A 25,076-nucleotide genomic window follows, 5' to 3' on the forward strand; every position below is an offset into this window, starting at 1 on the left:
ACCAACATGGCAGATTTTCTTGCGACCCCCTTTGGAACCTTCCTCCTGATCGCGGTGCAGTGTCTGGGGATCATCGCCTTCGTGATGATTTCCCTGCTGTTCCTGGTCTACGGCGACCGCAAGGTCTGGGCCGCGGTCCAGATGCGGCGCGGGCCGAACGTCGTGGGGCCCTGGGGCATCCTGCAATCGGTCGCCGACGCGCTGAAGTTCGTCGTGAAGGAGATCGTCCTGCCGGCCGGCTCGGACAAGTTCGTCTTCTTCCTGGCGCCGATGCTGTCGTTCGTGCTGGCGGTTTTGGCCTGGGCGGTGATCCCGTTCCACCCCGGCTGGGTGCTGGCCGACATCAACGTCGCGATCCTGTTCGTCTTCGCCATCTCCTCGCTTGAGGTCTACGGCGTGATCATGGGTGGCTGGGCCTCGAACTCCAAGTACCCGTTCCTCGGCTCGCTCCGTTCGGCCGCGCAGATGATTTCGTATGAGGTCTCGCTGGGCCTGATCATCATCGGCGTGATCATCTCGACCGGGTCGATGAACTTCTCGGCCATCGTGGCCGCGCAGGATGGTGCTTACGGGCTCTTCAACTGGTACTGGCTGCCGCACCTGCCGATGGTCGTGCTGTTCTTCGTCTCGGCGCTGGCTGAAACGAACCGCCCGCCCTTCGATCTGCCGGAGGCAGAATCCGAACTCGTCGCGGGCTTCATGGTCGAATATTCCTCGACGCCCTACCTGCTGTTCATGGCGGGCGAATACATCGCCATCTTCCTGATGTGCGCGCTGATCTCGCTTCTGTTCTTCGGCGGCTGGCTGAGCCCCATTCCGGGGATCGCCGACGGCTGGTGGTGGATGGTCGCCAAGATGTGGGTCTTCTTCTTCATGTTCGCCATGGTGAAGGCCATCGTCCCGCGCTACCGCTACGACCAGCTGATGCGGATTGGCTGGAAGGTCTTCCTGCCGCTGTCGCTGGGCTGGGTCGTGATCGTGGCTTTCCTGGCGAAATACGAAGTCCTGGGCACCTTCTGGGCCCGCTGGGCGATTGGAGGCTGAGATGGCGCTCGACTATACCCGCGCGGCGAAATACTTCCTGCTGTTCGACTTCATCAAGGGCTTCGGCCTTGGCTTCAAATACTTCTTCGCCCCCAAGGCGACGCTGAACTACCCGCATGAGAAGGGGCCGCTCAGCCCCCGCTTCCGTGGCGAACACGCGCTGCGCCGCTACCCGAACGGCGAGGAACGCTGCATCGCCTGCAAGCTCTGCGAGGCGATCTGCCCCGCGCAGGCCATCACCATCGACGCCGAACCGCGCGAGGACGGGTCCCGCCGCACGACGCGCTACGACATCGACATGACCAAGTGCATCTACTGCGGCTTCTGCCAGGAGGCCTGCCCGGTCGATGCGATCGTCGAAGGCCCCAACTTCGAATTCGCGACCGAAACGCGCGAGGAGTTGTTCTACACCAAGGAGAAGCTCCTTGAAAACGGCGCCCGCTGGGAGGCCGAGATCGCCCGCAACCTCGAAACGGACGCGCCCTACAGATGAGCGACGCATTCCAGAAGATGTTTCAGCAGATGATGGAGCAGGGGCAGGAAATGGCCCGCTCCATCAACCCCGCGCTTGAGAACTTCAAAGGCTTCGACTTCGCGAAGATGTGGCCCACCATGTCGAAGGACATGATGGAGATGTGGTTCGGCAACACCTTCAACCGCGAGGGGCTGGACGCCAAGACCCGGCTTCTGCTGACCATCGCCGGGCTGACGGTCCTTGGCGCGCAGGCCGAGGCGCAGATGAAGATCGCCATCCGCCACGCGGTCGAGGCCGGCGCCACCCAGCGCGAGATCGCCGAGACGATCTACCAGATGAGCATGTTCGGCGGGCTGCCGGCGATGACCAAGGCGCTTGAGATCGCGCAATCGGTCTTCGACGAGGCCGGCAAGAACGAAACGGGGGACAACGCATGAGCGTGTTTGTTTTCGCCTTCTACCTTTTCGCCATCACGGCGGTGACGGCGGGGCTGATGGTCGTGGTCAGCCGCAACCCGGTGCATTCGGTCCTGTGGCTGATCCTCGCCTTCCTGTCCTCGGCGGGGCTTTTCGTCCTGATGGGGGCGGAATTCGTGGCGATGCTTCTGATGATCGTCTACGTCGGCGCGGTCGCGGTGCTGTTCCTGTTCGTGGTCATGATGCTCGATGTGGACTTCGCCGAGTTGAAGGGCGAGATGGCGCGCTACATGCCGCTGGGCCTGCTGATCGGTGTCGTGATCCTGATGCAGCTCGGTATCGCCTTTGGCGCCTGGGAAACGGCCGAAAGCGCCGAGGGCATGCGCACCGCCGCGACGCCCGAGGGGCTGACCAACACCGCCGCGCTGGGGATGCTGATCTATGACCAGTATGTGTTCCTGTTCGAGGTCGCGGGCCTGATCCTGCTGGTCGCGATGATTGGCGCGATCGTGCTGACCATGCGCCACCGCCCGAACGTCAAGCGCCAGGACGTGCTCAGCCAGATGTACCGCGATCCGGCCAAGGCGATGGAACTCAAGGACGTGAAGCCGGGGCAGGGGCTCTGACCGGCCGCCCCGGTTTCCGGGGCACTGACGATCAAGCTTCCGCATCAGGCGGGGGCGACAAGGAAAGACGATACGGGCGAGGCCCGGAGGGACGAGAATGATCGGACTGACACATTACCTTGGCGTTGCCGCCGCTTTGTTCGTGATCGGGATCTTCGGGATCTTCCTCAACCGGAAGAACGTGATCGTCATCCTGATGTCGATCGAACTGATGCTTCTGGCGGTCAACATCAACTTCGTCGCCTTCTCGACGTATCTGCATGACCTTGCGGGGCAGGTCTTCACGATGTTCGTCCTGACCGTCGCCGCCGCCGAGGCCGCGATCGGGCTCGCGATCCTCGTCTGCTTCTTCCGCAACCGCGGGACCATCGACGTCGAAGACGTCAACGTGATGAAAGGGTAAGGGCAAATGGAAAAGATCATCCTCTTTGCCCCGCTCCTGGGCTCGCTCATCGCGGGCTTCGGCTGGCGCGTGATCGGGGAAAAGGGCGCGCAGGCGGTGACCACGGGTCTGCTGTTCCTTGCGTGCCTCTTGTCTTGGATCGTGTTCCTGGGCTTCGACGGCACCACGCAGCACATCCACGTCCTGGACTTCATCCGCTCCGGCACGCTTGATACGTCCTGGCAGATCCGGCTCGACCGGCTGACGGCGATCATGCTGATCGTGGTCACGACCGTCTCGGCGCTCGTCCACCTTTATTCGTGGGGCTACATGGCCCATGACGAGAACTGGGGCCACCACGAACACTACAAGGCGCGCTTCTTCGCCTACCTGTCGTTCTTCACCTTCGCGATGCTCGCGCTGGTGACGGCCGACAACCTTGTGCAGATGTTCTTCGGCTGGGAGGGCGTGGGCGTCGCCTCCTACCTGCTGATCGGGTTCTACTACAAGAAGGCCAGCGCCAACGCCGCCGCGATCAAGGCCTTCGTCGTCAACCGCGTCGGCGACTTCGGCTTCGCGCTGGGGATCTTCGGGCTCTTCTACCTGATCGACAGCATCAACATGGATGATGTCTTTGCCGGGGCCCCGGCGCTTGCCGAAACCAACCTGCATTTCCTCTGGACCGAGTGGAATGCGGCGAACCTGCTGGCGTTCCTCCTGTTCGTGGGCGCCATGGGCAAGTCGGCGCAGCTTTTCCTGCACACCTGGCTTCCGGACGCGATGGAAGGCCCGACGCCGGTTTCCGCGCTGATCCACGCCGCGACCATGGTGACGGCGGGCGTGTTCCTGGTTTGCCGGATGTCCCCCTTGTTCGAATACGCGCCCGAGGCGAAGACCTTCGTGATCTATATCGGGGCCGCGACGGCGTTCTTCGCCGCGACCGTGGGCCTGGTGCAGAACGACATCAAGCGTGTCATCGCCTATTCGACCTGTTCGCAGCTGGGCTACATGTTCGTGGCCGCGGGCGCGGGCATCTACAGCGCCGCGATGTTCCACCTGCTGACCCATGCCTTCTTCAAGGCGATGCTGTTCCTTGGCGCGGGCTCCGTCATCCATGCGATGCACCATGAGCAGGACATGCGCAACTACGGCAACCTGCGCAAGAAGATCCCGCTGACCTTCGGGGCGATGATGATCGGCACGCTCGCCATCACCGGCGTCGGCATTCCGCTGACCTCCATCGGGTTCGCCGGGTTCCTCTCGAAGGACGCGATCATCGAAAGCGCCTGGGGCTCGGGCAACGGCTTTGCCTTCTGGGCGCTGGTCGTGGCGGCCTGCTTCACCTCCTTCTATTCCTGGCGGCTGATCTTCATGACCTTCTACGGGAAGGAACGCGGCGATCACCACGCGCATGAACATGCGCATGAAAGCCCGCTGACGATGACTGTCCCGCTGGGGGTCCTTGCTATTGGCGCGGTCCTTGCGGGGATGGTCTGGTACAAGCCCTTCTTCGGCGACCACGACGCGATGACGAAGTTCTTCGCCATGCCGCACCACGAGGTCGTGGCAGAGGCCGAGGGCGCAACCGGCCACGGGACCGAGGCTGCGGCGACCACCGAAGGTGAGGCTGCGGCAACCGAAGGCCATGGCGAGGCCACGGCGGCCGAGGATCATGGCGCGGCGGAACATGCCCCGCTTGGCGCGATCTACATGTCGGAAGCCTCCAACACCGTGCTGGACGATGCGCACCATGCGCCGACCTGGGTCAAGGTTTCGCCCTTCGTGGCGATGATTCTTGGCTTCATCACGGCCTGGGTCTTCTACATCCGTCGGCCCGAACTGCCGCGCCTTTTCGCGGAGAACCAGCCGATCCTTTACCGCTTCCTCCTCAACAAGTGGTATTTTGACGAGATCTACGACGCGATCTTCGTGCGTCCCGCCAAAGGCCTTGGCCGCTTCCTGTGGAAGCGCGGCGATGGTGACGTGATCGACGGGACGATCAACGGCGTTGCCATGGGCATCGTGCCCACGCTGACGCGCATCGTGAACCGGGCGCAGTCGGGCTACCTGTTCCACTACGCCTTCGCGATGGTCATCGGCATCGCGATCCTTCTGCTCTGGATGACGCTCTCGGGGGGCGCGCACTAATGGAAAACCTGCTTTCCATCATTACTTTCCTGCCCCTTGTGGCCGCAGCGATCCTCGCGCTTTTCCTCAAGGGCGACGACCCGGCGGCGCAGCGCAACGCGAAATGGGTGGCGCTTTTCGCGACCACGGCGACCTTCCTGATCTCGCTCTTCGTGCTGGCGGGCTTCGAGCCGGCCGACACGGGCTTCCAGTTCGTGGAAGAGCGCGACTGGATCATGGGCCTGAAGTACAAGGTTGGCGTCGACGGGATCTCGGTCCTCTTCGTGCTGCTGACCACGTTCCTCATGCCGATCACGATCCTGTCCACCTGGGACGTGACCGTGCGGGTCAAGGAATACATGGTCGCCTTCCTGATCCTCGAAGGGTTGATGATCGGCGTCTTCGTGGCGCTTGACCTCGTCCTCTTCTACCTCTTCTTCGAGGCCGGCCTGATCCCGATGTTCCTGATCATCGGCATCTGGGGCGGGAAGGAGCGGATCTACGCCGCGTTCAAGTTCTTCCTTTACACCTTCCTCGGCTCGGTCCTGATGCTGGTCGCGATGATCGCGATGTATGTGGATGCGGGCACGACCGACATTCCGACGCTGCTCAGCCACCCGTTTGGCTCCGATACGATCTCGGTTCTGGGCTTCCATGTCGTGGGCGGCATGCAGACCCTACTGTTCCTGGCCTTCTTCGCCTCTTTCGCGGTGAAGATGCCGATGTGGCCGGTCCACACCTGGCTGCCCGACGCGCACGTTCAGGCGCCGACGGCCGGTTCGGTGATCCTGGCGGCGGTTCTGCTGAAGATGGGCGGCTACGGTTTCCTGCGTTTCTCGCTGCCGATGTTCCCTGTCGCCTCGGATCTTCTGTCGGGCTTCGTCTTCTGGCTCTCGGCGATCGCGATCGTCTATGCCTCGCTGGTGGCGCTGGCGCAGTCGGACATGAAGAAGCTGGTCGCCTATTCCTCGGTCGCGCACATGGGCTACGTCACCATGGGCATCTTCGCGGTGAACCAGCAGGGGATCGACGGCGCGATCTTCCAGATGCTGAGCCATGGCTTCATCTCCGGCGCGCTCTTCCTTTCGGTCGGCGTCATCTACGACCGGATGCACACGCGCGAGATCGACGCCTATGGCGGGCTTGTGAACCGCATGCCGACCTATGCGCTGATCTTCATGTTCTTCACCATGGCGAACGTGGGCCTGCCGGGCACCTCGGGCTTCGTCGGTGAATTCCTGACGCTCATGGGCATCTTCCAGGTGAACACCTGGGTGGCGCTGGTCGCGACCTCGGGCGTGATCCTGTCGGCGGCCTATGCGCTCTGGCTCTATCGCCGGGTGATCATGGGCGAGCTGATCAAGGAAAGCCTGAAGGGCATCAAGGACATGACCGCGCGCGAGAAATTCATCATGGCGCCGCTCGTCGCGATGACGCTTCTTCTGGGTGTCTATCCGAGCCTCGTCACCGACATGGTCGGCCCCTCGGTTGAGGCGCTGATTGCAGACTACCGTGCCGACGTGCCGCTGCCCGAGGCAGTGGCCGAGGCCAGCCACTGAAGGATCCCACGCGATGATTTCCGCTGATTTCTCCGCCGTTCTTCCCGAGGTGCTGCTGGCGCTTTTCGCGATGGTCTCGCTTCTGGGCGCGGTCTGGGGCGGCAAGGACCAGATGACCTCCACGCTCACCTGGGCCACGGCCGCCATCTTCGTCGGCGTCGCGGCCTGGATCGGCCTGTCGAGCACAGGTGATGCCGTGGCCTTTGGCGGGACCTTCACCGACGACGCCTTCGCGCGCTTTGCCAAGGTCACCGTGCTGCTTGCCGCCGCCGGCGTCCTGGTGATGAGCCAGGACTACATGGAACGCCGGCGTATCGCGCGCTTCGAATACCCGGTCCTCATCACGCTGGCGGTTGTCGGAATGATGATCATGGTGTCCGCGGGCGACCTGATGTCGCTTTACATGGGGCTGGAGCTTCAGTCGCTGTCGCTTTACGTCGTGGCCGCACTGCGCCGCGACAGCGTCAAATCGACCGAGGCGGGGCTCAAGTATTTCGTCCTCGGCGCGCTGTCCTCGGGCCTGCTGCTTTACGGCGCCTCGCTGACCTACGGGTTCACCGGGACCACGCAGTTCGCAGGCATCTTCGCCACGATCGCAGAGGGGCATGTTTCCACCGGGCTCCTCTTCGGGCTGGTGTTCCTGATCACGGGGCTTGCCTTCAAGGTTTCCGCCGTCCCCTTCCACATGTGGACGCCCGACGTCTACGAGGGTTCGCCCACGCCGGTCACGGCCTTCTTCGCCACCGCGCCGAAGGTTGCTGCAATGGCGCTCTTCGCGCGGCTCGTGCATGACGCCTTTGGCGCCGCCGTCGGCGACTGGAGCCAGGTGGTCGCGCTGCTGTCGGTCCTGTCGATGTTCCTGGGCGCCTTCGCCGCGATCGGCCAGCGCAATATCAAGCGCCTGATGGCCTATTCCTCGATCGCGCACATGGGCTTCGCGCTCATGGGGCTGGCTGCGGGAACCCAGATGGGCGTTCAGGCGATGCTGACCTACATGGCGGTCTATGTGACCATGAACATCGGCACCTTCGCCTTCATCCTGTCGATGGAGCGCGACGGGGCCCCGGTCACGGAGATCGACGCGCTGAACCTCTTCGCCCGGCGCGAGCCGGTGAAGGCGCTCGCCGTGCTGATCCTGATGTTCTCGCTGGCGGGTGTGCCGCCGATGCTGGGCTTTTTCGCGAAGTACGGCGTGCTGCGGGCTGCGCTGGGGGCGGACATGGTCTGGCTGGCCGTCGGCGGGGCGGTCGCTTCGGTCATCGGCGCCTTCTATTACCTGCGCATCGTCTACTTCATGTACTTCGGGCAAGAGGGCGAGGCGCTGGAAAGCCGCATGACCGCGCCGCAATGGCTGCTGCTCATGGCCTCTGCCGCGGTCATGGTCCTGGGTGTCGTCAACGTCTTCGGCGTCGAAGGCGCGGCGGCGGTCGCGGCCGAAGTCCTTGTCCGCTGACCTTATCACTTGGCCTGAGGGTGTGGCGCGCCACGTCCTGACCGAGGTCGACAGCACCAACTCCGAGGCCGCGCGCCTGGCGCCCGGCCTGACCCAGCCGACCTGGATCATGGCGCGCCGCCAGACCGCGGCGCGCGGGCGCCGTGGCCGGGCTTGGGTCAGCCCCGAGGGCAATTTCGCCGCAACCCTGCTGATGCGGCCCGCCGGCGACCCCGCTCAGGCAGCGCTGCGCAGCTTCGTGGCCGCCTTGGCGCTCGCTGACGCGCTCGCGCTGGTCGTGGGGCCGGGGGCGGTCATCTCCCTCAAATGGCCCAATGATGTGCTGCTGAACGGCGGCAAGGTCGCGGGCATCCTGCTGGAAAGTGCGGGAACAGGCGCAGGCGTCACGCATCTGTCGATCGGCATCGGCGTCAACTTGGTCGCCGCGCCGCCGAAAGAGGCGGTGGAGCCGGGCGCCCTGACCCCCGTTTCGGTCATGGGTGAAACCGGAGCGCGCATCGCGCCGGAGGAGCTTCTGACCTATCTGGCCGCCGCCTTTGCCCGATGGGAGGCGCAGTTTTCCACCTATGGCTTCGCGCCGATCCGTACCGCCTGGCTTGCGCGGGCGGCCCGGCTTGGCCAACACGTCATGGCCCGCACCATGGCCGAGACAATCGAGGGTACCTTCGATACGCTGGGCGAGGATGGATCGCTGATCCTGGTGACGCCCGCGGGGCGCCGCGCCATTCCCGCGGCGGATGTCTTTTTCTGAAAACGGGGGGCGGGATGCTTCTGTGCATCGACTGCGGCAACACCAACACGGTCTTTTCCGTCTGGGACGGAGAAACCTTTCGCTGCACGCTCAGGACCGCGACCGAGCATCAGCGCACGGCGGACCAGTATTTCGTCTGGTTCTCCACCCTGATGGGGCATCACCGCGTGCCGGTCGACATCAACGCGGTCGTGATCTCCTCGACCGTGCCGCGGGTGGTGTTCAACCTGCGGGTCCTGTGCGACCGCTATTTCAACTGCCGACCGCTGGTCGTGGGCAAGCCGGATTGCGCGCTGCCTGTTGCGCCGCGCGTCGATCAGGGCACGACCGTAGGGCCGGATCGCCTTGTCAACACGGTCGCGGGCTATGACCGTCACGGCGGCAACCTGATCATTGTCGATTTCGGTACCGCGACGACCTTCGATGTGGTCGATGCAGATGGTGCCTATATCGGTGGCGTGATCGCGCCTGGCGTCAACCTATCGCTTGAGGCGCTGCACATGGCAGCGGCGGCGCTGCCGCATGTGGATATCACCAAACCCGCGCTCGCGATCGGGACGAATACGGTTGCCTGCATGCAGTCGGGCATCTACTGGGGATATGTCGGCCTTGTCGAGGGGATCGTGCGCCAGATCCGGCTGGAGCGGAACCGCCCGATGAAGGTCATTGCCACCGGCGGACTGGCGCCGCTTTTCGGTCAGGGCACCGAAATCTTTGACAGTGTCGAGGATGACCTGACCATGCACGGGCTGGTGCTGATCCACCGCCACAACAAGGATTTGGAAACCGCATGAGCGTGAAGGACCGCCTGATCTACCTGCCGCTGGGCGGGGCCGGCGAAATCGGCATGAACTGCTATGTCTACGGCTACGGGCCGGAGGGAGAGGAGCGGCTGATCGTCGTCGATCTGGGCGTGACCTTCCCCGACATGGACGGCACGCCCGGCGTCGATCTGATCATGGCCGATGTCGCCTGGCTCGAAGAGAATGCCGACCGGATCGAGGCGATCTTCATCACCCATGCGCACGAAGATCACGTCGGCGCGCTTGGCCACCTCTGGTCGCGGCTGCGCGCGCCGGTCTATGCGCGCGCCTTCACCGGCGCCATCGCCAGGATGAAGATGGAGGATGCGGGTCAGCCGCTCGACGCCATTCGCATCGTCGGGCCGCGCCCCGCCGTGACCGAGGCGGGACCGTTCCAGGTTCAGTTCGTGCCCGTCAGCCACTCGATCCCCGAAAGCGCCGCGCTGGTCATCGACACGCCCGCGGGCCGCGTCGTCCACACGGCCGACTTCAAGCTCGATGGCTCACCCGTGGTCGGCGAACCCTTCGACCCTGAACTCTGGCATGCGATCGCGAACGAGGGCGCGGGCGTGCGCGCGCTCGTCTGCGATTCCACCAACGTCTTTTCGCCCTTGCCTGGCCGGTCCGAGGCGACGCTGGCCGAGCCCATCGCCGAACTGCTGAAAGGGCAGAAGGGAATGGTTGTCGCCACCACCTTCGCCTCCAACATAGCGCGGCTGAAGACGCTGGCCGAGGCCGGACGCGCGGCCGGGCGCTCGGTCTGCCTTCTGGGCCGCGCGATGAAGAAGATGATCACCGCCGCCGTCGAGACCGGCATCCTCACCGACTTCCCCACGCTCGTCCAGCCCGAGGACGCGGCGGATGTGCCGCGCGGCAGCCTGATGCTGATCGTGACCGGCAGCCAGGGCGAACGCCGCGCCGCCTCGGCCCAGCTTGCGCGGGGCAAGTACCTGGGGCTGGAGATGAAGGCGGGCGACATGTTCCTGTTTTCGTCGAAGACCATCCCCGGCAATGAACGCGGCGTGATCCGGGTGATGAACGCCTTTTCCGAGATGGGCGTCGATATCGTCGACGATCACGGCGGCCTCTATCACGTCTCGGGCCACGCGAACCGCCCCGATCTTGAGGCGGTCCATGACCTGATGCGGCCGAAGATCCTGATCCCGATGCACGGCGAACATCGTCACCTGCGCGAACATGTCAAGCTTGGCCTGTCCAAGGGCATCGCCTCTGCCATCGCCACCAACGGGACCATGCTCGACATCACCGGCGACGCGCCGAAGCTGGCGGGAAGGATCGAGGCCGGGCGGACCTATCTGGACGGCACGGCGCTGCTGGGGGCGATGGACGGCGTCGTGCGCGACCGTATCCGCATGGCGCTGAACGGGCACGTCCTGGTGACGATCCTTCTGGACGAGGACGACCGCCCCCTGGGCGAAGCCTGGGTGGACCTGAAGGGCCTGGCGGAGACGACACGTTCCGGCGCCGCGCTCGCCGAGGAGATCGAGGGGGAACTGACGGACTTCCTGGACGGTGCGGGCCCGAAGGTCATCACCAACGACGACAAGATCGAGGAAGCCGTCAAGCGCATCGTGCGCCAAGTCACGATGGAAGAGATCGGCAAGAAGCCCGAAGTGACGGTCGTCATCAGCCGGCTCGCGGTCGAATAGCCCGCACAAGAAAAGACCGCGGCGCGCAGGCGTCGCGGTCTCGATTGATGCCTGAGAGCGATGGTTAGCGCGGCCGGGATGGCCGCGCGCATCGCCTGAGGCTCAGCTTTCCACAGTCTTCGGCAGGCCGCGCAGGAGGAAATCCGGCACATGATCGCCCATGCCGACCACCGGCGCGTTGTCGCGGCGGTCGTCGTCGCGGCGGCGGTCGCGGCGCTCATCGCCCTTGCGGTTGTCGCCCCGGCGCTCCGGCCGGCGCTCTTCGCGGCGCGGTTTCGGGGCTTCGGCTTCGGGCTTCGACGCGGCGGGCTTCGCGGGGGCGGGCTCGGCAGCCACCACGGGCTCGACATCGAGCGCCTGCATCGGGGCCATTTCGTTATGCGGCTTCACCGGACGTTCGCGGCGGTCTTCGCGTCCGCGCTTTGCGCCTTCGCGCGCGGGTTTTTCGCTGCGCGGGCGCGGCGCCTTTTGCGCAGCCTCGGACAATGTGAAGCCCTCGGGGATCGCGCCGCGCGGGATCTGGTTCTTCACCAGGCTTTCGATGGCGTCGAGGAACTTCGTGTCCGAGGGCGTCGCGATGGTGATCGCCACCCCCTTGCGCCCGGCGCGGCCGGTGCGCCCGATCCGGTGGACATAGTCCTCGGCATGGCTCGGCACGTCGAAGTTGAAGACATGGCTGACGGCCGGAATGTCGAGCCCGCGCGCGGCCACGTCGGAGGCGACGAGGAAGCGCAGCGATCCGTCACGGAACCCGTCCAGCGTCTTCATCCGCTGGCTCTGGTCCAGGTCGCCATGGATAGGGGCTGCGTTGAATCCGTGCGTCTTCAGCGACTTGGCAAGGATATCGACCTCGCTCTTACGGTTGCAGAAGAGGATCGCGTTGGTGCAGGTCTCGCCCTCGGCCTCGATGAGCGCGCGCAGCAACTCGCGCTTTTGCTTGGCGCTCTGGTCCTTGCGGGTCGGCGTGAGCTCGATCAGGCGCTGCTCGATCGTCTCGGAGGTCGTCGCCTGGCGCGCGACCTCGATCCGGGCGGGGTTGTGAAGGAAGGTGTTGGTGATCCGCTCGATCTCCGGCGCCATGGTGGCAGAGAAGAAGAGCGTCTGGCGCGTGAAGGGCGTCAGCTGGAAGATGCGCTCGATATCCGGGATGAAACCCATGTCGAGCATGCGGTCTGCCTCATCCACCACCATGATCTGCACGCCGGTCAGGAGGAGCTTGCCGCGTTCGAAATGGTCCAGAAGCCGGCCCGGGGTCGCGATCAGAACGTCCACGCCGCGGTCGATCAGCTTGTCCTGGTCGGCAAAGCTGACGCCCCCGATCAGAAGCGCCTTGGTGAGCTTGGTGTGCTTGGCGTAGACGTCGAAGTTTTCCGCGACCTGCGCCGCCAGTTCGCGCGTCGGCGCCAGAACCAGCGACCGCGGCATCCGCGCGCGCGCGCGGCCACGGCCCAGAAGCGTGATCATCGGCAGCGTGAAGCTGGCGGTCTTGCCCGTGCCGGTCTGGGCGATGCCGAGGACATCGCGGCCTTCAAGAGCGTGGGGAATGGCGCCGGCCTGGATCGGCGTGGGGTTTTCGTAGCCTGCTTCTGCAATGGCTTGCAGGACGCGCGCGTCCAGCTTTAGGTCCGTGAATTTGGTCATGAGCGTCCGTCGATCTGCGGCGTCGGGCCGCAAGGGTGAAGGGCGCTAACACTGGGCGCCCGTGCGTCGTCAGGCCAGAGGCCGTGCGCCCCGTTAGCCGAACAAGCGAAAAAGGTCAAGGATCGTGCGTCGGCGCGGGGGATTCAGGCGGTTTCGTCGCGGTTCACGCGCATCATTTCAAGCCGCAGCCGCATGAGCGCGAAGCGGCGGAAGATATTGCGGGAATCGCGGTTCAACCGGTCCATCAGTGCAGTGGCGAGCGGACCCGCGTCGGGCGCGTCCAGCGCCTGTTCGACGATGTCCAGCAGGAGGTTCGCTTCAAGGTCGCCGCCCACGATCTGAAATCCCAGCATGTTCATCGGCAGCGGTCCCTTGGCCCGGCCGGGGATGCGGAACGGCTCTTCGGACGGGGTTCCGGAATACTGGCGTTCGTACTCATAGAGCTTCATGAGCGAGAAAAGCACATTCATCGACTGCCCGACGCGGCGGTCGGCCTCGGTCGGCCCGTGTTCGGCATAGGTGATAATCGAAGAGATCAGCCAGCGCGAGCTCAGATGTTCGAGCAGCAGGCCGGCCTTTTCGCGCCAGAGCCGGAGGAACAGTTCGGGCGCCTGTTCGGGCCAGGTGAACTTGCGCAAATTGGCGATCAGCAGCGCGTTCAACAGGCAAAGCTCGGGCTTGCCCCGGAACTCTGGCAGAAGTTCGTGGCGCTTGCGCGCAAAGCTGCTGTGGCCTGGGGGAAGGGGGGCGGGGTCCTCGTCCGGCACCAGGCGGGTAGCCAGCGCATCCAGATCGGCATCAAGGGGCGGGAGCGCCTCTCCCTCGTGATAGACGAGGCCGGCACGCCGTCTGCGCCGTGATGCGATTAGATCCCGCATGCCGTCGGGGTAGGTTTCGAAGGTTTCTTGTTCGCTCATGCCGCCGCCGGTGCCCGCGTTCCTCACCGACACATATAGGCTTGCAGGTCTTCATGCAAAGAAGGACGCCGCCCTGGGAGGGACGGCGCCGCCATGTGGGTAATGGTGCTTGGTCGCTTTGGATGTTCGGCGGCTGTCTCCTTTCCTTTTGTGCGGCGCCCGAAGGCGTCCGGCAAGGGTCCGGCATCGCGCCGGGCAAAACTTGCAGGAAGCGGGGGGCGGCAACCAAGAGGGAGAATTGGCGCCGCCCCTTCGCTTTCACACCGCCGTCTGCTCTGGCCCCCGATAGGGCCGACGGTGCGTCAACTGCTTCAGTCCGGGGAGAAGCGCTTATTGTTGCGCTTCCATAACCAATTTTTTTGAGGAAAAGTGCGGCTTTTTTGTGGCAACTGCCCCAATATCCACAAAATTGACGCAGTGTGAAGATGGGAGAACGGACTGTTTCCAGTGCGCGGGGTAATGCGCGCGCGCATGCCTTGACTCGGGTTCTCAGGGCCCGTGTCTCCCGGCGACTCACCTCTCACCGGGGGCGAAAGCCTCGGGATCAGGCCAGCTTTACTGCCGGAAACCGGGTCAGATCATCATTTCCTTGGTCGCCGAGAGCGTCAGCGCAGGATGATCGCGCACGATGCGGTCGATGTCCCACTGCAGGCGGGTCAGATACACGATGTCGCCGTCGTGGTCCTGCGCGATGTGACCCTTGTTGGTGTTGACGAACTTCTCCACATCCGTCTTGGGGCCCGTGACCCAGCGGGCGGACGTGAATTGCGTCGGCTCGAATCGGACGGGCAGGGAGTATTCGATCTCGATCCGGCTGGCCAGAACGTCGAATTGAAGCGCGCCGACGACGCCAACGATGAAGCCGGACCCGATCGAGGGCTTGAAGACCTTGGCGGCGCCCTCCTCGGCGAATTGCATCAGCGCCTTTTCCAGGTGCTTGGCCTTCATCGGGTCGCCCGCGCGCACGTTTTGCAGCAGTTCCGGCGCGAAGGAGGGGATGCCGGTGAACCTGAGCGCCTCGCCCTCGGTCAGGGCGTCGCCGATCCGAAGCTGGCCGTGGTTCGGAATGCCGATGATGTCGCCCGCCCAGGCCTCTTCGGCCAGTTCGCGGTCGGCGGCAAGGAACAGAACCGGGTTCGACACCGCCATGGGCTTTTTGGAGCGGACGTGCAGGAGCTTCATGCCCCGTTCGAAATGACCGGAGGCAAGGCGAACGAAGGCCACGCGGTCGCGGTGCTTGGGGTCCATGTTGGCCTGGACCTTGAAGACGAAGCCCGTGACCTTGGGCTCTTCCGGCAGGATCTCGCGTTCGGCCGCCTTTTGCGGCTGTGGCTCGGGGCCGTAGTCGCCGATCCCGCGCATCAGTTCCTTCACCCCGAAGGAGTTGATGGCCGATCCGAACCAGATCGGCGTCATGTGGCCTTCAAGGAAGCTTTTGCGGTCGAAGGCGGGCAGAAGCTCGCGCGCCATCTCCAACTCTTCCTTGAGCTTGGCAAGAAGGTCGGCGGGCACGCGCGCGGCAAGCTTGGGGTCGTCCAGGCCGCTGATCGCGACCGATTCCGCCACCTTGTTGCGGTCGGCGCGGTCCATGATCTCCAGCCGGTCGTGCAGCAGGTCATAGGCGCCGATGAAGTCGCGCCCCATCCCGATGGGCCAGCTTGCGGGCGCCACGTCGATGGCAAGGTTTTCCTGGATCTCGTCGATGATCTCGAACGTGTCGCGGCTTTCGCGATCCATCTTGTTGCAGAAGGTCAGGATCGGCAGGTCGCGCAGGCGGCAGACCTCGAAGAGCTTGCGCGTTTGGCTTTCGACCCCCTTCGCCCCGTCGATCACCATGATCGCGGCATCGACGGCGGTCAGCGTGCGATAGGTGTCCTCGGAAAAGTCGCTGTGGCCCGGCGTGTCCACCAGGTTGAAGCGGTACTGGTCGAAGTCAAAGGACATCGCCGAGGCGGAGACCGAGATGCCCCGGTCCTGTTCCAGCTTCATGAAGTCCGACCGCGTGCGCCGCGCCTCACCCTTGGCGCGCACCTGGCCCGCCATCTGGATCGCGCCGCCGAACAGCAGGAACTTTTCGGTCAGCGTCGTCTTGCCCGCATCTGGGTGCGAGATGATGGCGAAGGTCCGGCGCCGGGCGATCTCGGCGGGCAGGGCGGGGCGATTGGCGACGTGTTCTGACATGGGCGGCATATAGCGCCCGTCTCGCGCAATGGGAAGATGGACCGCCGGTCCCGGTCAGGGGATCTTGCGCATCACGTCGCCCCGCCGGATGGTGCCGTCCCGGACAACGCGCCCGTAGATCCCGCGCAGGCGGTTGGCCTTGCCGGGGCCCATGTTGACGAAGAGGCAAGCATCCCGCCCGTAGCGGTCGATGAAGTTCTGGCAGCCGTTATGGGGTTGCTCGGTGAGAATCAGTTCAGCGGTGCCGATCGCCACCCGCGTTCCCGGGGGCAGGTTCGCGGGGGAGAGGTCCATGTCGACAAAGACGTTGTCGCCCGCTGCGGCCCAGTTTTCCGCCGCGCCCGCGATGGCCTCGATGCAGCGCGCATTCATGATGCAGACCTGCACGTCGGGGTGCGGCGCGCCGTCCTCGGTCGAAAGCCAGCAGCCCTTCGCCCAGTGATCGCCGTGGACGCCGCCCTGGGCGCTGACCGTGACCTCCTCTGCCATCTGGCGTTGCCCGGCGGCGGGCCGCACCACAAGGGCGCGCACGACCCCCTCATCGGCGGGTGACGACAGGATATGGTCCAGCGCCGCCGCGAGTTCTTCGCGGCTGCGAAAGCGGTCGGTGGCGGGGGGGATCTTGGCTTCGGCGTTCTGCACTTGCGGACCCTTTCCTGCGGGAGGCGCGCAAAGCATGCAGGTGTCGGACCCATGCGTCAATCTGGGGGCGGAAAACTCGGGTCTGGCCCTCACGCCCTGTTTCGATATCCTCTCGCGCAGAACAGAAGGGGACTGGCTATGGATCTTGGGATTCGCGGAAAACGTGCGCTTGTCTGCGCCTCCTCTAAGGGGCTTGGCCGCGGTTCGGCCGAGGCGCTGGCGGCGGCGGGCGTCGATCTGGTGATGAATGCCCGGGGCACCGAGGTGCTGGAGGCGACGGCGGCCGAAATCCGCGCCCGATACGGGGTCCAGGTCACGACGGTCGCGGCGGATGTGGCGACAGAGGCTGGGCGGGGGGCCTTGCTGGAGGCCGCGGGCGCCGTCGATATCCTGGTCAACAACGCGGGCGGTCCCCCGCCGGGGCTCTGGTCCGACTGGGACCGCGACGACTTCATCCGGGCGCTCGACGCGAACATGCTGGCGCCGATCGCTCTCATGAAAGCCTTGATGCCGGGAATGATCGAACGGCGCTGGGGCCGGGTGGTCAACATCACCTCAAGCGCCGTCAAGGCGCCGATCCCGGCGCTTGGGCTTTCGAACAGCGCGCGCGCGGGGTTGACGGGCTATGTAGCGGGCACCGCGCGCCAGGTCGCGCGCCACGGCGTGACGATCAACAACCTGCTGCCGGGCATCCATGCGACGGACCGGGCCAATGCCCTCGACCAGGGCATCGTCAAGGCCGAGGGCCTGACGCTGGAGGAGGCACGGGCGCGGCGCGCGGCGTCGATCCCTGCCGGCCGTTACGGCACGATCGAGGAGTTCGGGGCCACCTGCGCCTTCCTCTGTTCGGTTCATGCCGGCTTCATCGTTGGGCAGAACATCCTGGTCGATGGGGGCAGCGTGAACCTGACGCTGTGACGCAGCCGCCTTCGGGTGCTTGCGACGGCCTGCCCGGCCTGTTATCGGGAGGGGAAACCTGACGATTTCCCTCGGGGAAAACAGGCAAAAAGAGGACGACGTGACCGCGACACCGCCACGGCTGGAGGTTCAGAACCTGATCCGCGTCTATGACGGCCGGACGGTGGTGGACGATGTGTCGCTGACGATCGAGGCGGGGCAGGTGACCTGCCTGCTCGGGCCGTCGGGCTGCGGCAAGTCCACGACCCTGCGCATGATCGCGGGCGTGGACATGCAGGACGCGGGCCGCATCTTCGTCGATGGGAGCCTCGTCTGCGACACGGTCTTCCGCGTGCCGCCCGAACGTCGCTCGATCGGCCTGATGTTCCAGGATTTCGCGCTGTTCCCGCATCTGAGCGTGGCCGAGAACATCGCCTTCGGTCTTCCCCGCTCCGACAGCACGAGGATGGCGCGGGTCGAGGAACTGCTGGAGCGCGTGGCGCTGTCGGGCTTCGGGCCGAAGTACCCGCACGAGCTTTCCGGGGGCGAACAGCAGCGGGTGGCGCTGGCCCGTGCGCTGGCGCCGCGCCCGCGCATCCTGCTGATGGACGAGCCGTTCTCGGGCCTGGATGAACGGCTGCGCGACGGCATTCGCGACGACACGCTCGCCCTGCTGAAGGAAGAAGGGGCGGCGGTCCTTCTGGTCACGCACGAACCGCATGAGGCGATGCGCATGGCCGATCAGATCGCGCTGATGCGCGCGGGGCGGATCGTCCAGCGGGGCGCGCCCTACAACCTTTACAACGCTCCGGTGGACCGGGCGGCGGCGGCCTTCTTCTCCGACATCAACATCCTTGAGGGCATGGTCCAGGGCGCCCTGACCGAGACCCCGTTCGGGGAGTTCCTGACCCCCGGCCTCGCCGACGGCACGGCGGTCGAAATCGTCATCCGTCCGCAGCATCTGAAGATCGACTTCGACCGCGCGGGAAAGGGCCCGTTGCCCACCGCCGTTGACGGAACCCCTGCCCGGGCCGAGGTCGCGCGCGCCCGCTTCATGGGCCGCGAAAGCCTGGTGGAGTTCCGGCTTTGCCACGACGGGCGCATCCTGAAGGCGACGGTTCCGGCCGTCTTCCTGCCCAAGCCTGGAACGCCCATGTGGCTGATGCTGCGCCGCGACCGCTGCTTCGTCTTCCCTAAGGCGGGCTGAGACCTCAGGGCTCCGCCTGCCGGGCCAGGTAGTCCTCGACCGTCCGTCCGGGTTCGGGCAGGAAGGCGCCGCCATCGGGCACCAGCGCCTGGATCATGTCGACGCGGAACATGCGGAAATCGCCGCGCAGCTCGCACCAGGCCAGAAGCGTCCAGACCTTGCCCCAGAACTCCAGTTGCAGGGGCCGGATACGGCGCTGGGTCTCCGTTTCTGCCTCGTCGCGATAGGACAGCGCGAGCGTGAGGTGTTCGCGGATCGCGCGGCGGATCAGGCCAAGGTGGGGGGCGGCACGCGCGGCCTCCGCACTTGAAAAGACGAAGCTGTCGCTGCCGGCCTCGGCCAGGATGGTGGGGGCCACAGCCGCGATCTTGGCGCGCAGGCTGACCGCCGCGCGTGCCGCCGTCTGGTCCGCGCCCGAGGCGACAAGGCCGAGGCCGAGCCTCAGCGCCTCGAACTCGTCGCGCGACAGAGCGACCGGGGGGAGCGCGACGGGATCGCGCAGCATGTAGCCGATGCCACGCTCCCCCTCGATCGGGACGCCCCCGGCCTGAAGCCGCCCCATGTCGCGCCAGATGGTTCGAACCGAAACGCCGGTCGTCAGCGCAAGCTCCGCCGCGCGATGGAGCTTGCCATCGCTGAGGATGCGGATCAGGTCGAGCAGGCGGTCGGAACGGGGCATGTCGGATCTGCTGAGGGGTCTGCATCAGGTCGGCGGTGGCCCGCGCGGGCCGATCCTGCCTGAAAGCGGGGGTGAAGGGCAAGACATACCGACAGAATCCTGTCAGTTGCCGCGTGATCCCGCATGATGTGACGATGGCGCAGCCCCCGGTTTCGGTCTTTGATACATGTCGGAAAGCCGGCAAGCCGCCGGCACGGCGTCCCGACGGGCGCCCCTTGTTGGAGGAACTGAAGATGCAGATGGGTCCCTGGCAGATCCTGGTGATCGCAATCGTAGTGCTGGTGCTTTTCGGGCGCGGCAAGATCAGCTCGCTCATGGGCGAGGTCGGCAAGGGCATCACCGCCTTCAAGAAAGGCGTGAAGGACAGCACCGCCGAGATTGAGAAGGAAGCCTCCGAGGCGGCCAAGGACGTGACGCCGGAAGAGAAAGACAAGGCCTGAGTTCGGGCTGACGGGGGCCGCAGATGTTCAATATGGGCTGGACCGAGCTTCTGGTCATCGGGGTCGTGGCGCTGATCGTCATCGGCCCTAAGGACCTGCCGGAAATGTTCCGCCAGCTCGGGCGGTTCACCGGAAAGATCCGCGCGATGGGGCGGGAGTTCCAGCGTGCGATGGATCAGGCGGCCAAGGAATCGGGCGTCAACGACGTGGCCAAGGACCTGAAGACGGCGACCTCCTCCAAGGCGCTGGGGCTTGACGCGGTCAAGGATGCGGCGGACCGCTTCGAAAAGTGGGATCCGCTGAAGCAGAGCAAACCCTCGACGAAGCCTTTCCCCTCCGCTGCCAAGCCCGAGGTGGCGAAGGCCGACGCGCCGGCGGCGGCGCCTGACACCGCCGGTCCCGCTGCGGTTACCGACAAGCCCAAGCACGGGGCCGCGACCCAGGCGCTGGCGGAAAAACAAGCCGCGCGCAAGGCCGTCATCGCCGAGACCAACGCCAAGCTGAAGGCCATCGACGAAGGCGCGGCATCGGCGCAAGCAGTGCCGGCCGAAAAGCCCGCCGAAAAGCCCGCCGAAAAGCCCGCCGCGAAACCGGCGGCCAAACCGAGGGCCAAGGCCCCCGCAAAGCCCAAGGCTGCCGCTGACACGACCGCATCCGCCGACAAGCCCGCGCCGAAACCCCGCGCCCCGCGCAAGAAGAAGGCCGACGAGGCATGACGAACTCCGATCAAATCGACGATTCCGCCGCCCCTCTGATCGAGCATCTGCGCGAGCTGCGCACGCGCGTCCTTTACTCGATCTCCGCCTTCGCGGCCTGTTTCGTCGTCGGCTACGTCGTCTGGGAATACATCTTCCGCTTCCTCGCCCGGCCGATGTGCATGGTCCTGACCGAGCGCGGTCAGGAATGCCAGCTCATCCTCGTGAAGATGCAGGAGGGTTTCTTCGTCGCCATCAAGATCGCGCTTTGGGGCGGCTTCGCGCTGGCCTTCCCGATCATCGCCTATCAGATGTGGCGCTTCGTGGCCCCAGGCCTCTACCGCTCGGAAAAGGCGGCGTTCCTGCCGTTCCTCGTCGCCTCGCCCGTGATGTTCCTGATCGGCGGGGCATTCGCCTACTACATCATCCTGCCCTTCGCGTTCCGCTTCTTCCTGGGGTTCCAGGATGTGTTCGCCGAAGCGATCAAGGAGGGGGGATCCCTGTCCTCGCCGCCGACCGGGATTTCATTCCTTGGCTCGATGGAGGCCTACCTGTCGCTGACCATGACCTTCGTGATGGCCTTCGGACTGTGTTTCCAGCTGCCGGTCCTGCTGACCCTGATGGGCAAGGCGGGGCTGATCACCTCCCAGGGGCTGAAGGCCACGCGGAAATACGCGGTCGTGGCGATCCTCGGGGTTGCGGCGGTCGTGACGCCGCCGGATGTCTTCTCGCAAGTCATCCTCTTTGGCGCGATCTACCCGCTTTACGAGATGTCGATCTTCCTCATCACCCGCTTCGAGCGGCAGCGCGAGGCACAGGCCCGTGCCGACGGCACCTGGGAAGAGGACGACGAGGACGCGGCGTGAGCGCCGAGGACCTGAAGCGCATCGCCGACGCGCTTGAGCGGATGGCCCCGGCGCCCGCGCGCGCGCCGGACTGGACGTCAGCCGACGCCTTCGTCTGGCACAGTTCGCCCGACCGTCTCGACCCGGTGCCGGAGGTCGCGCGGGTCGACCTGTCGCTTCTCGTCGCGGTGGACCGGGCGCGCAACACGCTGCTGGAAAACACCCTCCAGTTCGCGAAGGGTTTCGCGGCCAATAACGCGCTTCTTTGGGGGGCGCGGGGGATGGGCAAGTCCTCTCTCGTCAAGGCGGTCCATGCCGAGGTGGTCCATCAGGGCCTGCCGCTGAAGATCGTCGAACTGAGCCGCGAGGACCTGCCCAGCATCGGCCGGCTTCTGGGACATCTGCGCGGGGCGCGCGATCACCGCTTCCTGCTTTTCTGCGACGACCTGTCGTTTTCCCATGACGACCAGCACTACAAGGCGCTGAAGGCGGTCCTGGACGGCGGGATCGAAGGGCGACCCGCCAACGTCATCTTCTACGCGACCTCGAACCGGCGCCACCTGATGCCGCGCGACATGATCGAGAATGAACGCTCAAGCGCCATCAACCCCTCCGAAGCGGTGGAGGAGAAGGTTTCGCTTTCGGACCGTTTCGGGCTCTGGCTGGGCTTCCACCCCTGTAGCCAGGGCGAATACCTGGACATGATCCGGGGCTATTGCGCGGCCTATGGGGTTGCGGTCGAGGAGGCCGCGCTGCGCGCCGAGGCGATCGAATGGCAGGCCACGCGCGGGGCGCGGTCGGGCCGGGTCGCATGGCAATTCTTCACCGACCTCGCGGGGCGGCACGGCGTCCGGCTTTGACCCAAGGGGGCCGCCCGCGCGCGTCGCAGGCGGTCGATCTGGTTACTTCAGGTAGGGAACCGGGTCCGTGCTGTCGAGGCCCTGACGCACCTCGAAATGCAGGAACGCCGGGTCAGAGGCGCGTACCACGGCGATCGGCTGGCCGCGCTTGACCTTGTCACCCTTGGCGACCTTGATGCCGTCGATATTGGCGTAGACTGTCAGCAGGTTGCCGTCGTGCCGGATGACGAGGATCGGCACCTGATCGGTGTCCTTGGTGATCGCCGCGACCGTGCCGTCGCCAGCCGCCTTCACCGCCGTTCCTGCGGATGCGCCGATATCGATCCCGTCGTTCTTCTTCTTTTGGTACGCGCGGATGATCTTGCCCTCGACCGGCATGCCGAGACGGGAGGCCGACGTGCGCTCCGAGCCCAGGTCGGGGGAAGCCGGGGCGGCCACAGGCGCCGCTGCGGGCGTGGTCTTCTCCGCCGGGAGCGGGGTCGAGGCCGAGGGCGGCAGGGGCGTGGGCGAGCCCTGGCCGGGTTGGGTGACAGGCTCGCTCAGCGTGCCGGTCGCGGCGACCGGGATCAGAAGGTACTGGCCCTCGCGCACCGAAAGGTCGGCGCCAAGCCCGTTCCAGTCCGCCATCGCCTTGACGTTGACGTTGTAGAGCCGCGCGATGGAATAGGCGGTTTCGCCGCGCTGGACGCGGTGGCGGATCGGCTCGCCCGTCGGTGCGCCCGCGGGCTTTGCTGCGGCGGGCTGCGCCTGCGAAGTAGCGCCCGTCTGCGCCCGGTCGATGGCGGAGGAGGCGATGGCCGTCACGTCGATCCCGCCGCCGGGGGCGGCGGTCACGGGCACACCGGGCGTTCCCATCGGGCCTGCGGCCACGCGGGCGGGCAGCACCAGGACCTCGCCCCGGCGCAGCGGGGTGCCGAGCGGGACGGCGTTGAACCGGGCCAGCTCGTCGGCGTTGACGCCGACGCGGGTGGCAACCGCGGCGACGGTGTCGCCATCCTGTGCGACCGCGACCTGGTAGTTCGGATAGGTTATCACGCCCCGGGAGTCTGTGCTGGGGCGCGGCTGCACCGCCTGGGCGGCCGCATCGGCGGTCGACAGCCCGCCGCCGCCATAGCGCCTGAAGTCCGGGTCAAAGCCGTTGCAGGCCGCAAGGGACAGCGCCGAGACACCAAGCAGCGCCACGGGCATAAACCGGCTTTTCCGGGAAGACATCATCGCTCGCTCCTCATTGCACGGGCCCTGTTTTCCGGGCCTTGGTGTCACTTTCCGGGGCTCAATCCTGCCCCAATCCTTCGACCAGCGGCACGAAACGCACCGGGCGAAGCTCCTCGTAATCATAGCCGTCCGCCGTGCGGGTCACCTTTATCAGGCTTTGAACCGCATCCGACTGGCCGACCGGCAGAACCATGATACCGCCTTCGCGCAACTGAGCCAATAGGGGGCCCGGGGGGTCCTCGGCCGCGGCCGTGACCAGGATGCGGTCGAAAGGCGCCTGTTCGGGCAATCCGCGGCTGCCGTCGGCCGAAAGCGCGGTGATGTTGGCCAGGTCGAGGGCTTCGAACACCTCCTGCGCCTCGCGCACCAGGCGGCGGTGGCGCTCGACCGTGTAGACGCGCCGCGCGATCTGCGACAGGATCGCCGCCTGGTAGCCGGAGCCGGTCCCGATCTCCAACACCTTGTCGCGGGGGCCTGCGTCCAGCGCCTGGGTCATCAGCCCGACGACCGAGGGCTGGCTGATCGTTTGCCCGCAGGCGATCGGAAGCGGCGTATCCTCATAGGCGCGCTCGGCGAACAGGCCCTTGACGAAATGACCCCTGTCGATCCGCTCCATCGCGGAGAGCACGCGCGGGTCGGTCACGCCCTTGGAGCGGAGCGCGTAGAGAAAGCGCATCTTCCGCTCGGCCAGATCGCTCATGCCATGCGCGCCTCAAGCTCCGCGAGGCGGTCGTGCGCGGTCAGGTCCGCTCGCATCGGCGTGATGGCGATATAGCCTTCGAGGTTGACGGCCACATCGGTGCCGGGCGCGGTCGGTTCGTGCTGTGGCCCGCCGGTGATCCAGAGGAACTTGCGCCCCGAGGGGGAGATATGCGGCTCCACCCCGAAGAAGGTCTCGCGCCGGTAACCCTGGGCGGCGATGCGCGTGCCCTTGACACCCGCCGCGCCCACCGGGGGGAAGTTCACGTTGTAGAAGACGCGGTAGTCATGCGGATCCCAAAGCCCCTTGTCGAGAAGGTCGCGCACCACCTTGGTGCCATGGGCGCGGGCGGCTTCGAAGGGATCTTCAAGCTCGTTGGTTGCAGGGCCCATGAATTGCGAGAGCGCGATGGCCGGCACGCCCTGAAGCGCCGCCTCCATCGCGCCGCCGATGGTGCCGGAATAAAGGACGTTTTCCCCCGCGTTGTTGCCGCGGTTCACACCGGAAAGCACAAGGTCCGGGCGCCCGCCCTGGAAGACGTCATAGATGCCGGCCAGGACGCAGTCCGCCGGGCTGCCCTCGGCGGCGTAGCGGCGGGGGCCGAGCTTGGCGATCATCATCGGGTGAGTGTAGGAGATGCAGTGGCCGACGCCCGATTGTTCAAAGGCGGGGGCGACGGTCCAGACCTCCCCCGAGGGGCCGGCGATCTCGGTCGCGATTTCGTGCAGCACCTCAAGCCCGGGCGCGTTGATGCCGTCGTCGTTGGTGATCAGGATGCGCATTTGGGCTGCCCCGTCTTTGCGGTGTTTCCCCCTGCTTAGACGGAAGCCGCAGGCAGGTAAAGGCGCGAT

25 protein-coding genes are annotated in these 25,076 nt (G+C 65.7%); 17 read left to right on the top strand and 8 right to left on the bottom strand.

Annotated elements, in window-relative coordinates:
- Nucleotides 1-6: 6 nt before the first annotated feature.
- From nuoH to OE647_RS03090, 11 genes are all read left to right on the top strand, one after another.
- Nucleotides 7-1,044 (top strand): NADH-quinone oxidoreductase subunit NuoH, encoded by a 1,038-nt coding sequence (gene nuoH, locus OE647_RS03040; protein ID WP_263720169.1) that lies wholly within the window; start codon nucleotides 7-9, stop codon nucleotides 1,042-1,044.
- Nucleotide 1,045: 1 nt separating this feature from the next.
- Nucleotides 1,046-1,537, top strand: coding sequence for an NADH-quinone oxidoreductase subunit NuoI (gene nuoI / locus OE647_RS03045; protein ID WP_263720170.1), 492 nt, complete (start codon nucleotides 1,046-1,048; stop codon nucleotides 1,535-1,537).
- A complete protein-coding gene (locus OE647_RS03050) occupies nucleotides 1,534-1,956 on the top strand; it encodes a carboxymuconolactone decarboxylase family protein (protein ID WP_263720171.1) in 423 nt (140 codons plus the stop codon). Before nuoI ends, OE647_RS03050 begins: the two co-directional genes overlap by 4 nt.
- Nucleotides 1,953-2,561 (top strand): NADH-quinone oxidoreductase subunit J, encoded by a 609-nt coding sequence (locus OE647_RS03055; protein ID WP_263720172.1) that lies wholly within the window; start codon nucleotides 1,953-1,955, stop codon nucleotides 2,559-2,561. Before OE647_RS03050 ends, OE647_RS03055 begins: the two co-directional genes overlap by 4 nt.
- A gap of 97 nt (nucleotides 2,562-2,658) precedes the next feature.
- Nucleotides 2,659-2,964 carry an NADH-quinone oxidoreductase subunit NuoK gene (nuoK, locus tag OE647_RS03060; RefSeq protein ID WP_263720173.1) on the top strand — a complete coding sequence of 102 codons (306 nt, stop codon included), beginning with the start codon at nucleotides 2,659-2,661 and terminating at the stop codon, nucleotides 2,962-2,964.
- Between the two features lie 6 nt (nucleotides 2,965-2,970).
- Nucleotides 2,971-5,091, top strand: coding sequence for an NADH-quinone oxidoreductase subunit L (gene nuoL / locus OE647_RS03065; protein ID WP_263720174.1), 2,121 nt, complete (start codon nucleotides 2,971-2,973; stop codon nucleotides 5,089-5,091).
- Nucleotides 5,091-6,629, top strand: coding sequence for an NADH-quinone oxidoreductase subunit M (locus OE647_RS03070; protein ID WP_263720175.1), 1,539 nt, complete (start codon nucleotides 5,091-5,093; stop codon nucleotides 6,627-6,629). The genes nuoL and OE647_RS03070 overlap by 1 nt, the downstream gene beginning before the upstream one ends.
- 13 nt (nucleotides 6,630-6,642) lie before the next feature.
- Nucleotides 6,643-8,082, top strand: coding sequence for an NADH-quinone oxidoreductase subunit NuoN (gene nuoN, locus OE647_RS03075; RefSeq protein ID WP_263720176.1), 1,440 nt, complete (start codon nucleotides 6,643-6,645; stop codon nucleotides 8,080-8,082).
- Nucleotides 8,072-8,833: a biotin--[acetyl-CoA-carboxylase] ligase gene (locus OE647_RS03080; RefSeq protein WP_263720177.1), complete on the top strand. Its 762-nt coding sequence runs from the start codon at nucleotides 8,072-8,074 to the stop codon at nucleotides 8,831-8,833. The genes nuoN and OE647_RS03080 overlap by 11 nt, the downstream gene beginning before the upstream one ends.
- Nucleotides 8,834-8,847: 14 nt before the next feature.
- Complete coding sequence (locus OE647_RS03085; protein ID WP_263720178.1) at nucleotides 8,848-9,627, top strand: type III pantothenate kinase; 780 nt, start codon at nucleotides 8,848-8,850, stop codon at nucleotides 9,625-9,627.
- Entirely contained in the window at nucleotides 9,624-11,306 is a 1,683-nt protein-coding gene (locus OE647_RS03090) for a ribonuclease J (RefSeq protein ID WP_263720179.1), read from the top strand. Before OE647_RS03085 ends, OE647_RS03090 begins: the two co-directional genes overlap by 4 nt.
- A 102-nt stretch (nucleotides 11,307-11,408) precedes the next feature.
- Here the strand turns inward: OE647_RS03090 and OE647_RS03095 are convergent, their stop codons facing one another.
- The 4 genes from OE647_RS03095 to OE647_RS03110 form a co-directional block, all read right to left on the bottom strand.
- Entirely contained in the window at nucleotides 11,409-12,947 is a 1,539-nt protein-coding gene (locus OE647_RS03095; RefSeq protein ID WP_263720180.1) for a DEAD/DEAH box helicase, read from the bottom strand.
- A 143-nt stretch (nucleotides 12,948-13,090) separates the two neighbouring features.
- Entirely contained in the window at nucleotides 13,091-13,864 is a 774-nt protein-coding gene (locus OE647_RS03100) for a hypothetical protein (protein ID WP_263720182.1), read from the bottom strand.
- Between the two features lie 573 nt (nucleotides 13,865-14,437).
- Entirely contained in the window at nucleotides 14,438-16,045 is a 1,608-nt protein-coding gene (locus tag OE647_RS03105; protein WP_263720183.1) for a peptide chain release factor 3, read from the bottom strand.
- 54 nt (nucleotides 16,046-16,099) lie between these two features.
- Nucleotides 16,100-16,687 (bottom strand): MOSC domain-containing protein, encoded by a 588-nt coding sequence (locus OE647_RS03110; protein ID WP_263720184.1) that lies wholly within the window; start codon nucleotides 16,685-16,687, stop codon nucleotides 16,100-16,102.
- Between the two features lie 138 nt (nucleotides 16,688-16,825).
- On the opposite strand from OE647_RS03110, the gene OE647_RS03115 reads away from it, so the two are divergent.
- On the top strand, nucleotides 16,826-17,605 hold the full coding sequence (locus OE647_RS03115; protein ID WP_263720185.1) for an SDR family oxidoreductase: 780 nt from the start codon (nucleotides 16,826-16,828) through the stop codon (nucleotides 17,603-17,605).
- Nucleotides 17,606-17,705: 100 nt separating this feature from the next.
- Nucleotides 17,706-18,791 carry an ABC transporter ATP-binding protein gene (locus tag OE647_RS03120; RefSeq protein ID WP_263720186.1) on the top strand — a complete coding sequence of 362 codons (1,086 nt, stop codon included), beginning with the start codon at nucleotides 17,706-17,708 and terminating at the stop codon, nucleotides 18,789-18,791.
- 4 nt (nucleotides 18,792-18,795) lie between these two features.
- On the opposite strand, the gene OE647_RS03125 is transcribed toward OE647_RS03120, so the two are convergent.
- Nucleotides 18,796-19,470: a helix-turn-helix transcriptional regulator gene (locus OE647_RS03125; protein WP_263720188.1), complete on the bottom strand. Its 675-nt coding sequence runs from the start codon at nucleotides 19,468-19,470 to the stop codon at nucleotides 18,796-18,798.
- Between the two features lie 233 nt (nucleotides 19,471-19,703).
- Between OE647_RS03125 and tatA the strand changes: the two genes are divergently transcribed.
- Genes tatA through OE647_RS03145 form a run of 4 tightly spaced genes read left to right on the top strand, consistent with a single transcriptional unit; the run spans nucleotide 19,704 to nucleotide 22,310 of the window.
- Nucleotides 19,704-19,910: a twin-arginine translocase TatA/TatE family subunit gene (gene tatA / locus OE647_RS03130; protein ID WP_263720189.1), complete on the top strand. Its 207-nt coding sequence runs from the start codon at nucleotides 19,704-19,706 to the stop codon at nucleotides 19,908-19,910.
- A gap of 23 nt (nucleotides 19,911-19,933) precedes the next feature.
- The gene (gene tatB, locus OE647_RS03135) at nucleotides 19,934-20,626 is read left to right on the top strand and encodes a Sec-independent protein translocase protein TatB (RefSeq protein ID WP_263720190.1); all 693 of its coding nucleotides are present in this window, start codon (nucleotides 19,934-19,936) and stop codon (nucleotides 20,624-20,626) included.
- The gene (gene tatC / locus OE647_RS03140; RefSeq protein ID WP_263720191.1) at nucleotides 20,623-21,471 is read left to right on the top strand and encodes a twin-arginine translocase subunit TatC; all 849 of its coding nucleotides are present in this window, start codon (nucleotides 20,623-20,625) and stop codon (nucleotides 21,469-21,471) included. Before tatB ends, tatC begins: the two co-directional genes overlap by 4 nt.
- A 41-nt stretch (nucleotides 21,472-21,512) precedes the next feature.
- A complete protein-coding gene (locus tag OE647_RS03145; RefSeq protein WP_412174924.1) occupies nucleotides 21,513-22,310 on the top strand; it encodes an ATP-binding protein in 798 nt (265 codons plus the stop codon).
- 42 nt (nucleotides 22,311-22,352) lie between these two features.
- Here OE647_RS03145 and OE647_RS03150 read toward each other — a convergent pair whose 3' ends face one another.
- The 3 genes from OE647_RS03150 to surE form a co-directional block, all read right to left on the bottom strand.
- Nucleotides 22,353-23,522 carry a peptidoglycan DD-metalloendopeptidase family protein gene (locus OE647_RS03150; RefSeq protein WP_263720193.1) on the bottom strand — a complete coding sequence of 390 codons (1,170 nt, stop codon included), beginning with the start codon at nucleotides 23,520-23,522 and terminating at the stop codon, nucleotides 22,353-22,355.
- Nucleotides 23,523-23,583: 61 nt separating this feature from the next.
- Nucleotides 23,584-24,225, bottom strand: a complete 642-nt coding sequence (locus tag OE647_RS03155) for a protein-L-isoaspartate(D-aspartate) O-methyltransferase (protein ID WP_263720194.1) — start codon at nucleotides 24,223-24,225, stop codon at nucleotides 23,584-23,586.
- A complete protein-coding gene (gene surE / locus OE647_RS03160) occupies nucleotides 24,222-25,007 on the bottom strand; it encodes a 5'/3'-nucleotidase SurE (RefSeq protein WP_263720195.1) in 786 nt (261 codons plus the stop codon). Before surE ends, OE647_RS03155 begins: the two co-directional genes overlap by 4 nt.
- Nucleotides 25,008-25,076 lie beyond the last annotated feature (69 nt).

The organism is Albidovulum sediminicola (genome assembly GCF_025751575.1).
In the GTDB taxonomy this organism is placed as follows: Bacteria; Pseudomonadota; Alphaproteobacteria; order Rhodobacterales; family Rhodobacteraceae; genus Albidovulum; species Albidovulum sediminicola.

Bases quoted from the DNA above. Each gene is read 5' to 3' on its own strand.
- OE647_RS03090 (WP_263720179.1), top strand. From the start codon at position 9,624: ATGAGCGTGAAGGACCGCCTGATCTACCTGCCGCTGGGCGGGGCCGGC.
- nuoL (WP_263720174.1), top strand. From the start codon at position 2,971: ATGGAAAAGATCATCCTCTTTGCCCCGCTCCTGGGCTCGCTCATCGCG.
- OE647_RS03115 (WP_263720185.1), top strand. From the start codon at position 16,826: ATGGATCTTGGGATTCGCGGAAAACGTGCGCTTGTCTGCGCCTCCTCT.
- OE647_RS03055 (WP_263720172.1), top strand. From the start codon at position 1,953: ATGAGCGTGTTTGTTTTCGCCTTCTACCTTTTCGCCATCACGGCGGTG.
- OE647_RS03155 (WP_263720194.1), bottom strand. From the start codon at position 24,225: ATGAGCGATCTGGCCGAGCGGAAGATGCGCTTTCTCTACGCGCTCCGC.
- OE647_RS03095 (WP_263720180.1), bottom strand. From the start codon at position 12,947: ATGACCAAATTCACGGACCTAAAGCTGGACGCGCGCGTCCTGCAAGCC.
- surE (WP_263720195.1), bottom strand. From the start codon at position 25,007: ATGCGCATCCTGATCACCAACGACGACGGCATCAACGCGCCCGGGCTT.
- nuoI (WP_263720170.1), top strand. From the start codon at position 1,046: ATGGCGCTCGACTATACCCGCGCGGCGAAATACTTCCTGCTGTTCGAC.
- OE647_RS03050 (WP_263720171.1), top strand. From the start codon at position 1,534: ATGAGCGACGCATTCCAGAAGATGTTTCAGCAGATGATGGAGCAGGGG.
- OE647_RS03125 (WP_263720188.1), bottom strand. From the start codon at position 19,470: ATGCCCCGTTCCGACCGCCTGCTCGACCTGATCCGCATCCTCAGCGAT.
- OE647_RS03070 (WP_263720175.1), top strand. From the start codon at position 5,091: ATGGAAAACCTGCTTTCCATCATTACTTTCCTGCCCCTTGTGGCCGCA.
- OE647_RS03085 (WP_263720178.1), top strand. From the start codon at position 8,848: ATGCTTCTGTGCATCGACTGCGGCAACACCAACACGGTCTTTTCCGTC.
- tatB (WP_263720190.1), top strand. From the start codon at position 19,934: ATGTTCAATATGGGCTGGACCGAGCTTCTGGTCATCGGGGTCGTGGCG.
- OE647_RS03105 (WP_263720183.1), bottom strand. From the start codon at position 16,045: ATGTCAGAACACGTCGCCAATCGCCCCGCCCTGCCCGCCGAGATCGCC.
- nuoH (WP_263720169.1), top strand. From the start codon at position 7: ATGGCAGATTTTCTTGCGACCCCCTTTGGAACCTTCCTCCTGATCGCG.
- nuoK (WP_263720173.1), top strand. From the start codon at position 2,659: ATGATCGGACTGACACATTACCTTGGCGTTGCCGCCGCTTTGTTCGTG.
- nuoN (WP_263720176.1), top strand. From the start codon at position 6,643: ATGATTTCCGCTGATTTCTCCGCCGTTCTTCCCGAGGTGCTGCTGGCG.
- tatA (WP_263720189.1), top strand. From the start codon at position 19,704: ATGCAGATGGGTCCCTGGCAGATCCTGGTGATCGCAATCGTAGTGCTG.
- OE647_RS03100 (WP_263720182.1), bottom strand. From the start codon at position 13,864: ATGAGCGAACAAGAAACCTTCGAAACCTACCCCGACGGCATGCGGGAT.
- tatC (WP_263720191.1), top strand. From the start codon at position 20,623: ATGACGAACTCCGATCAAATCGACGATTCCGCCGCCCCTCTGATCGAG.
- OE647_RS03145 (WP_412174924.1), top strand. From the start codon at position 21,513: ATGGCCCCGGCGCCCGCGCGCGCGCCGGACTGGACGTCAGCCGACGCC.
- OE647_RS03150 (WP_263720193.1), bottom strand. From the start codon at position 23,522: ATGTCTTCCCGGAAAAGCCGGTTTATGCCCGTGGCGCTGCTTGGTGTC.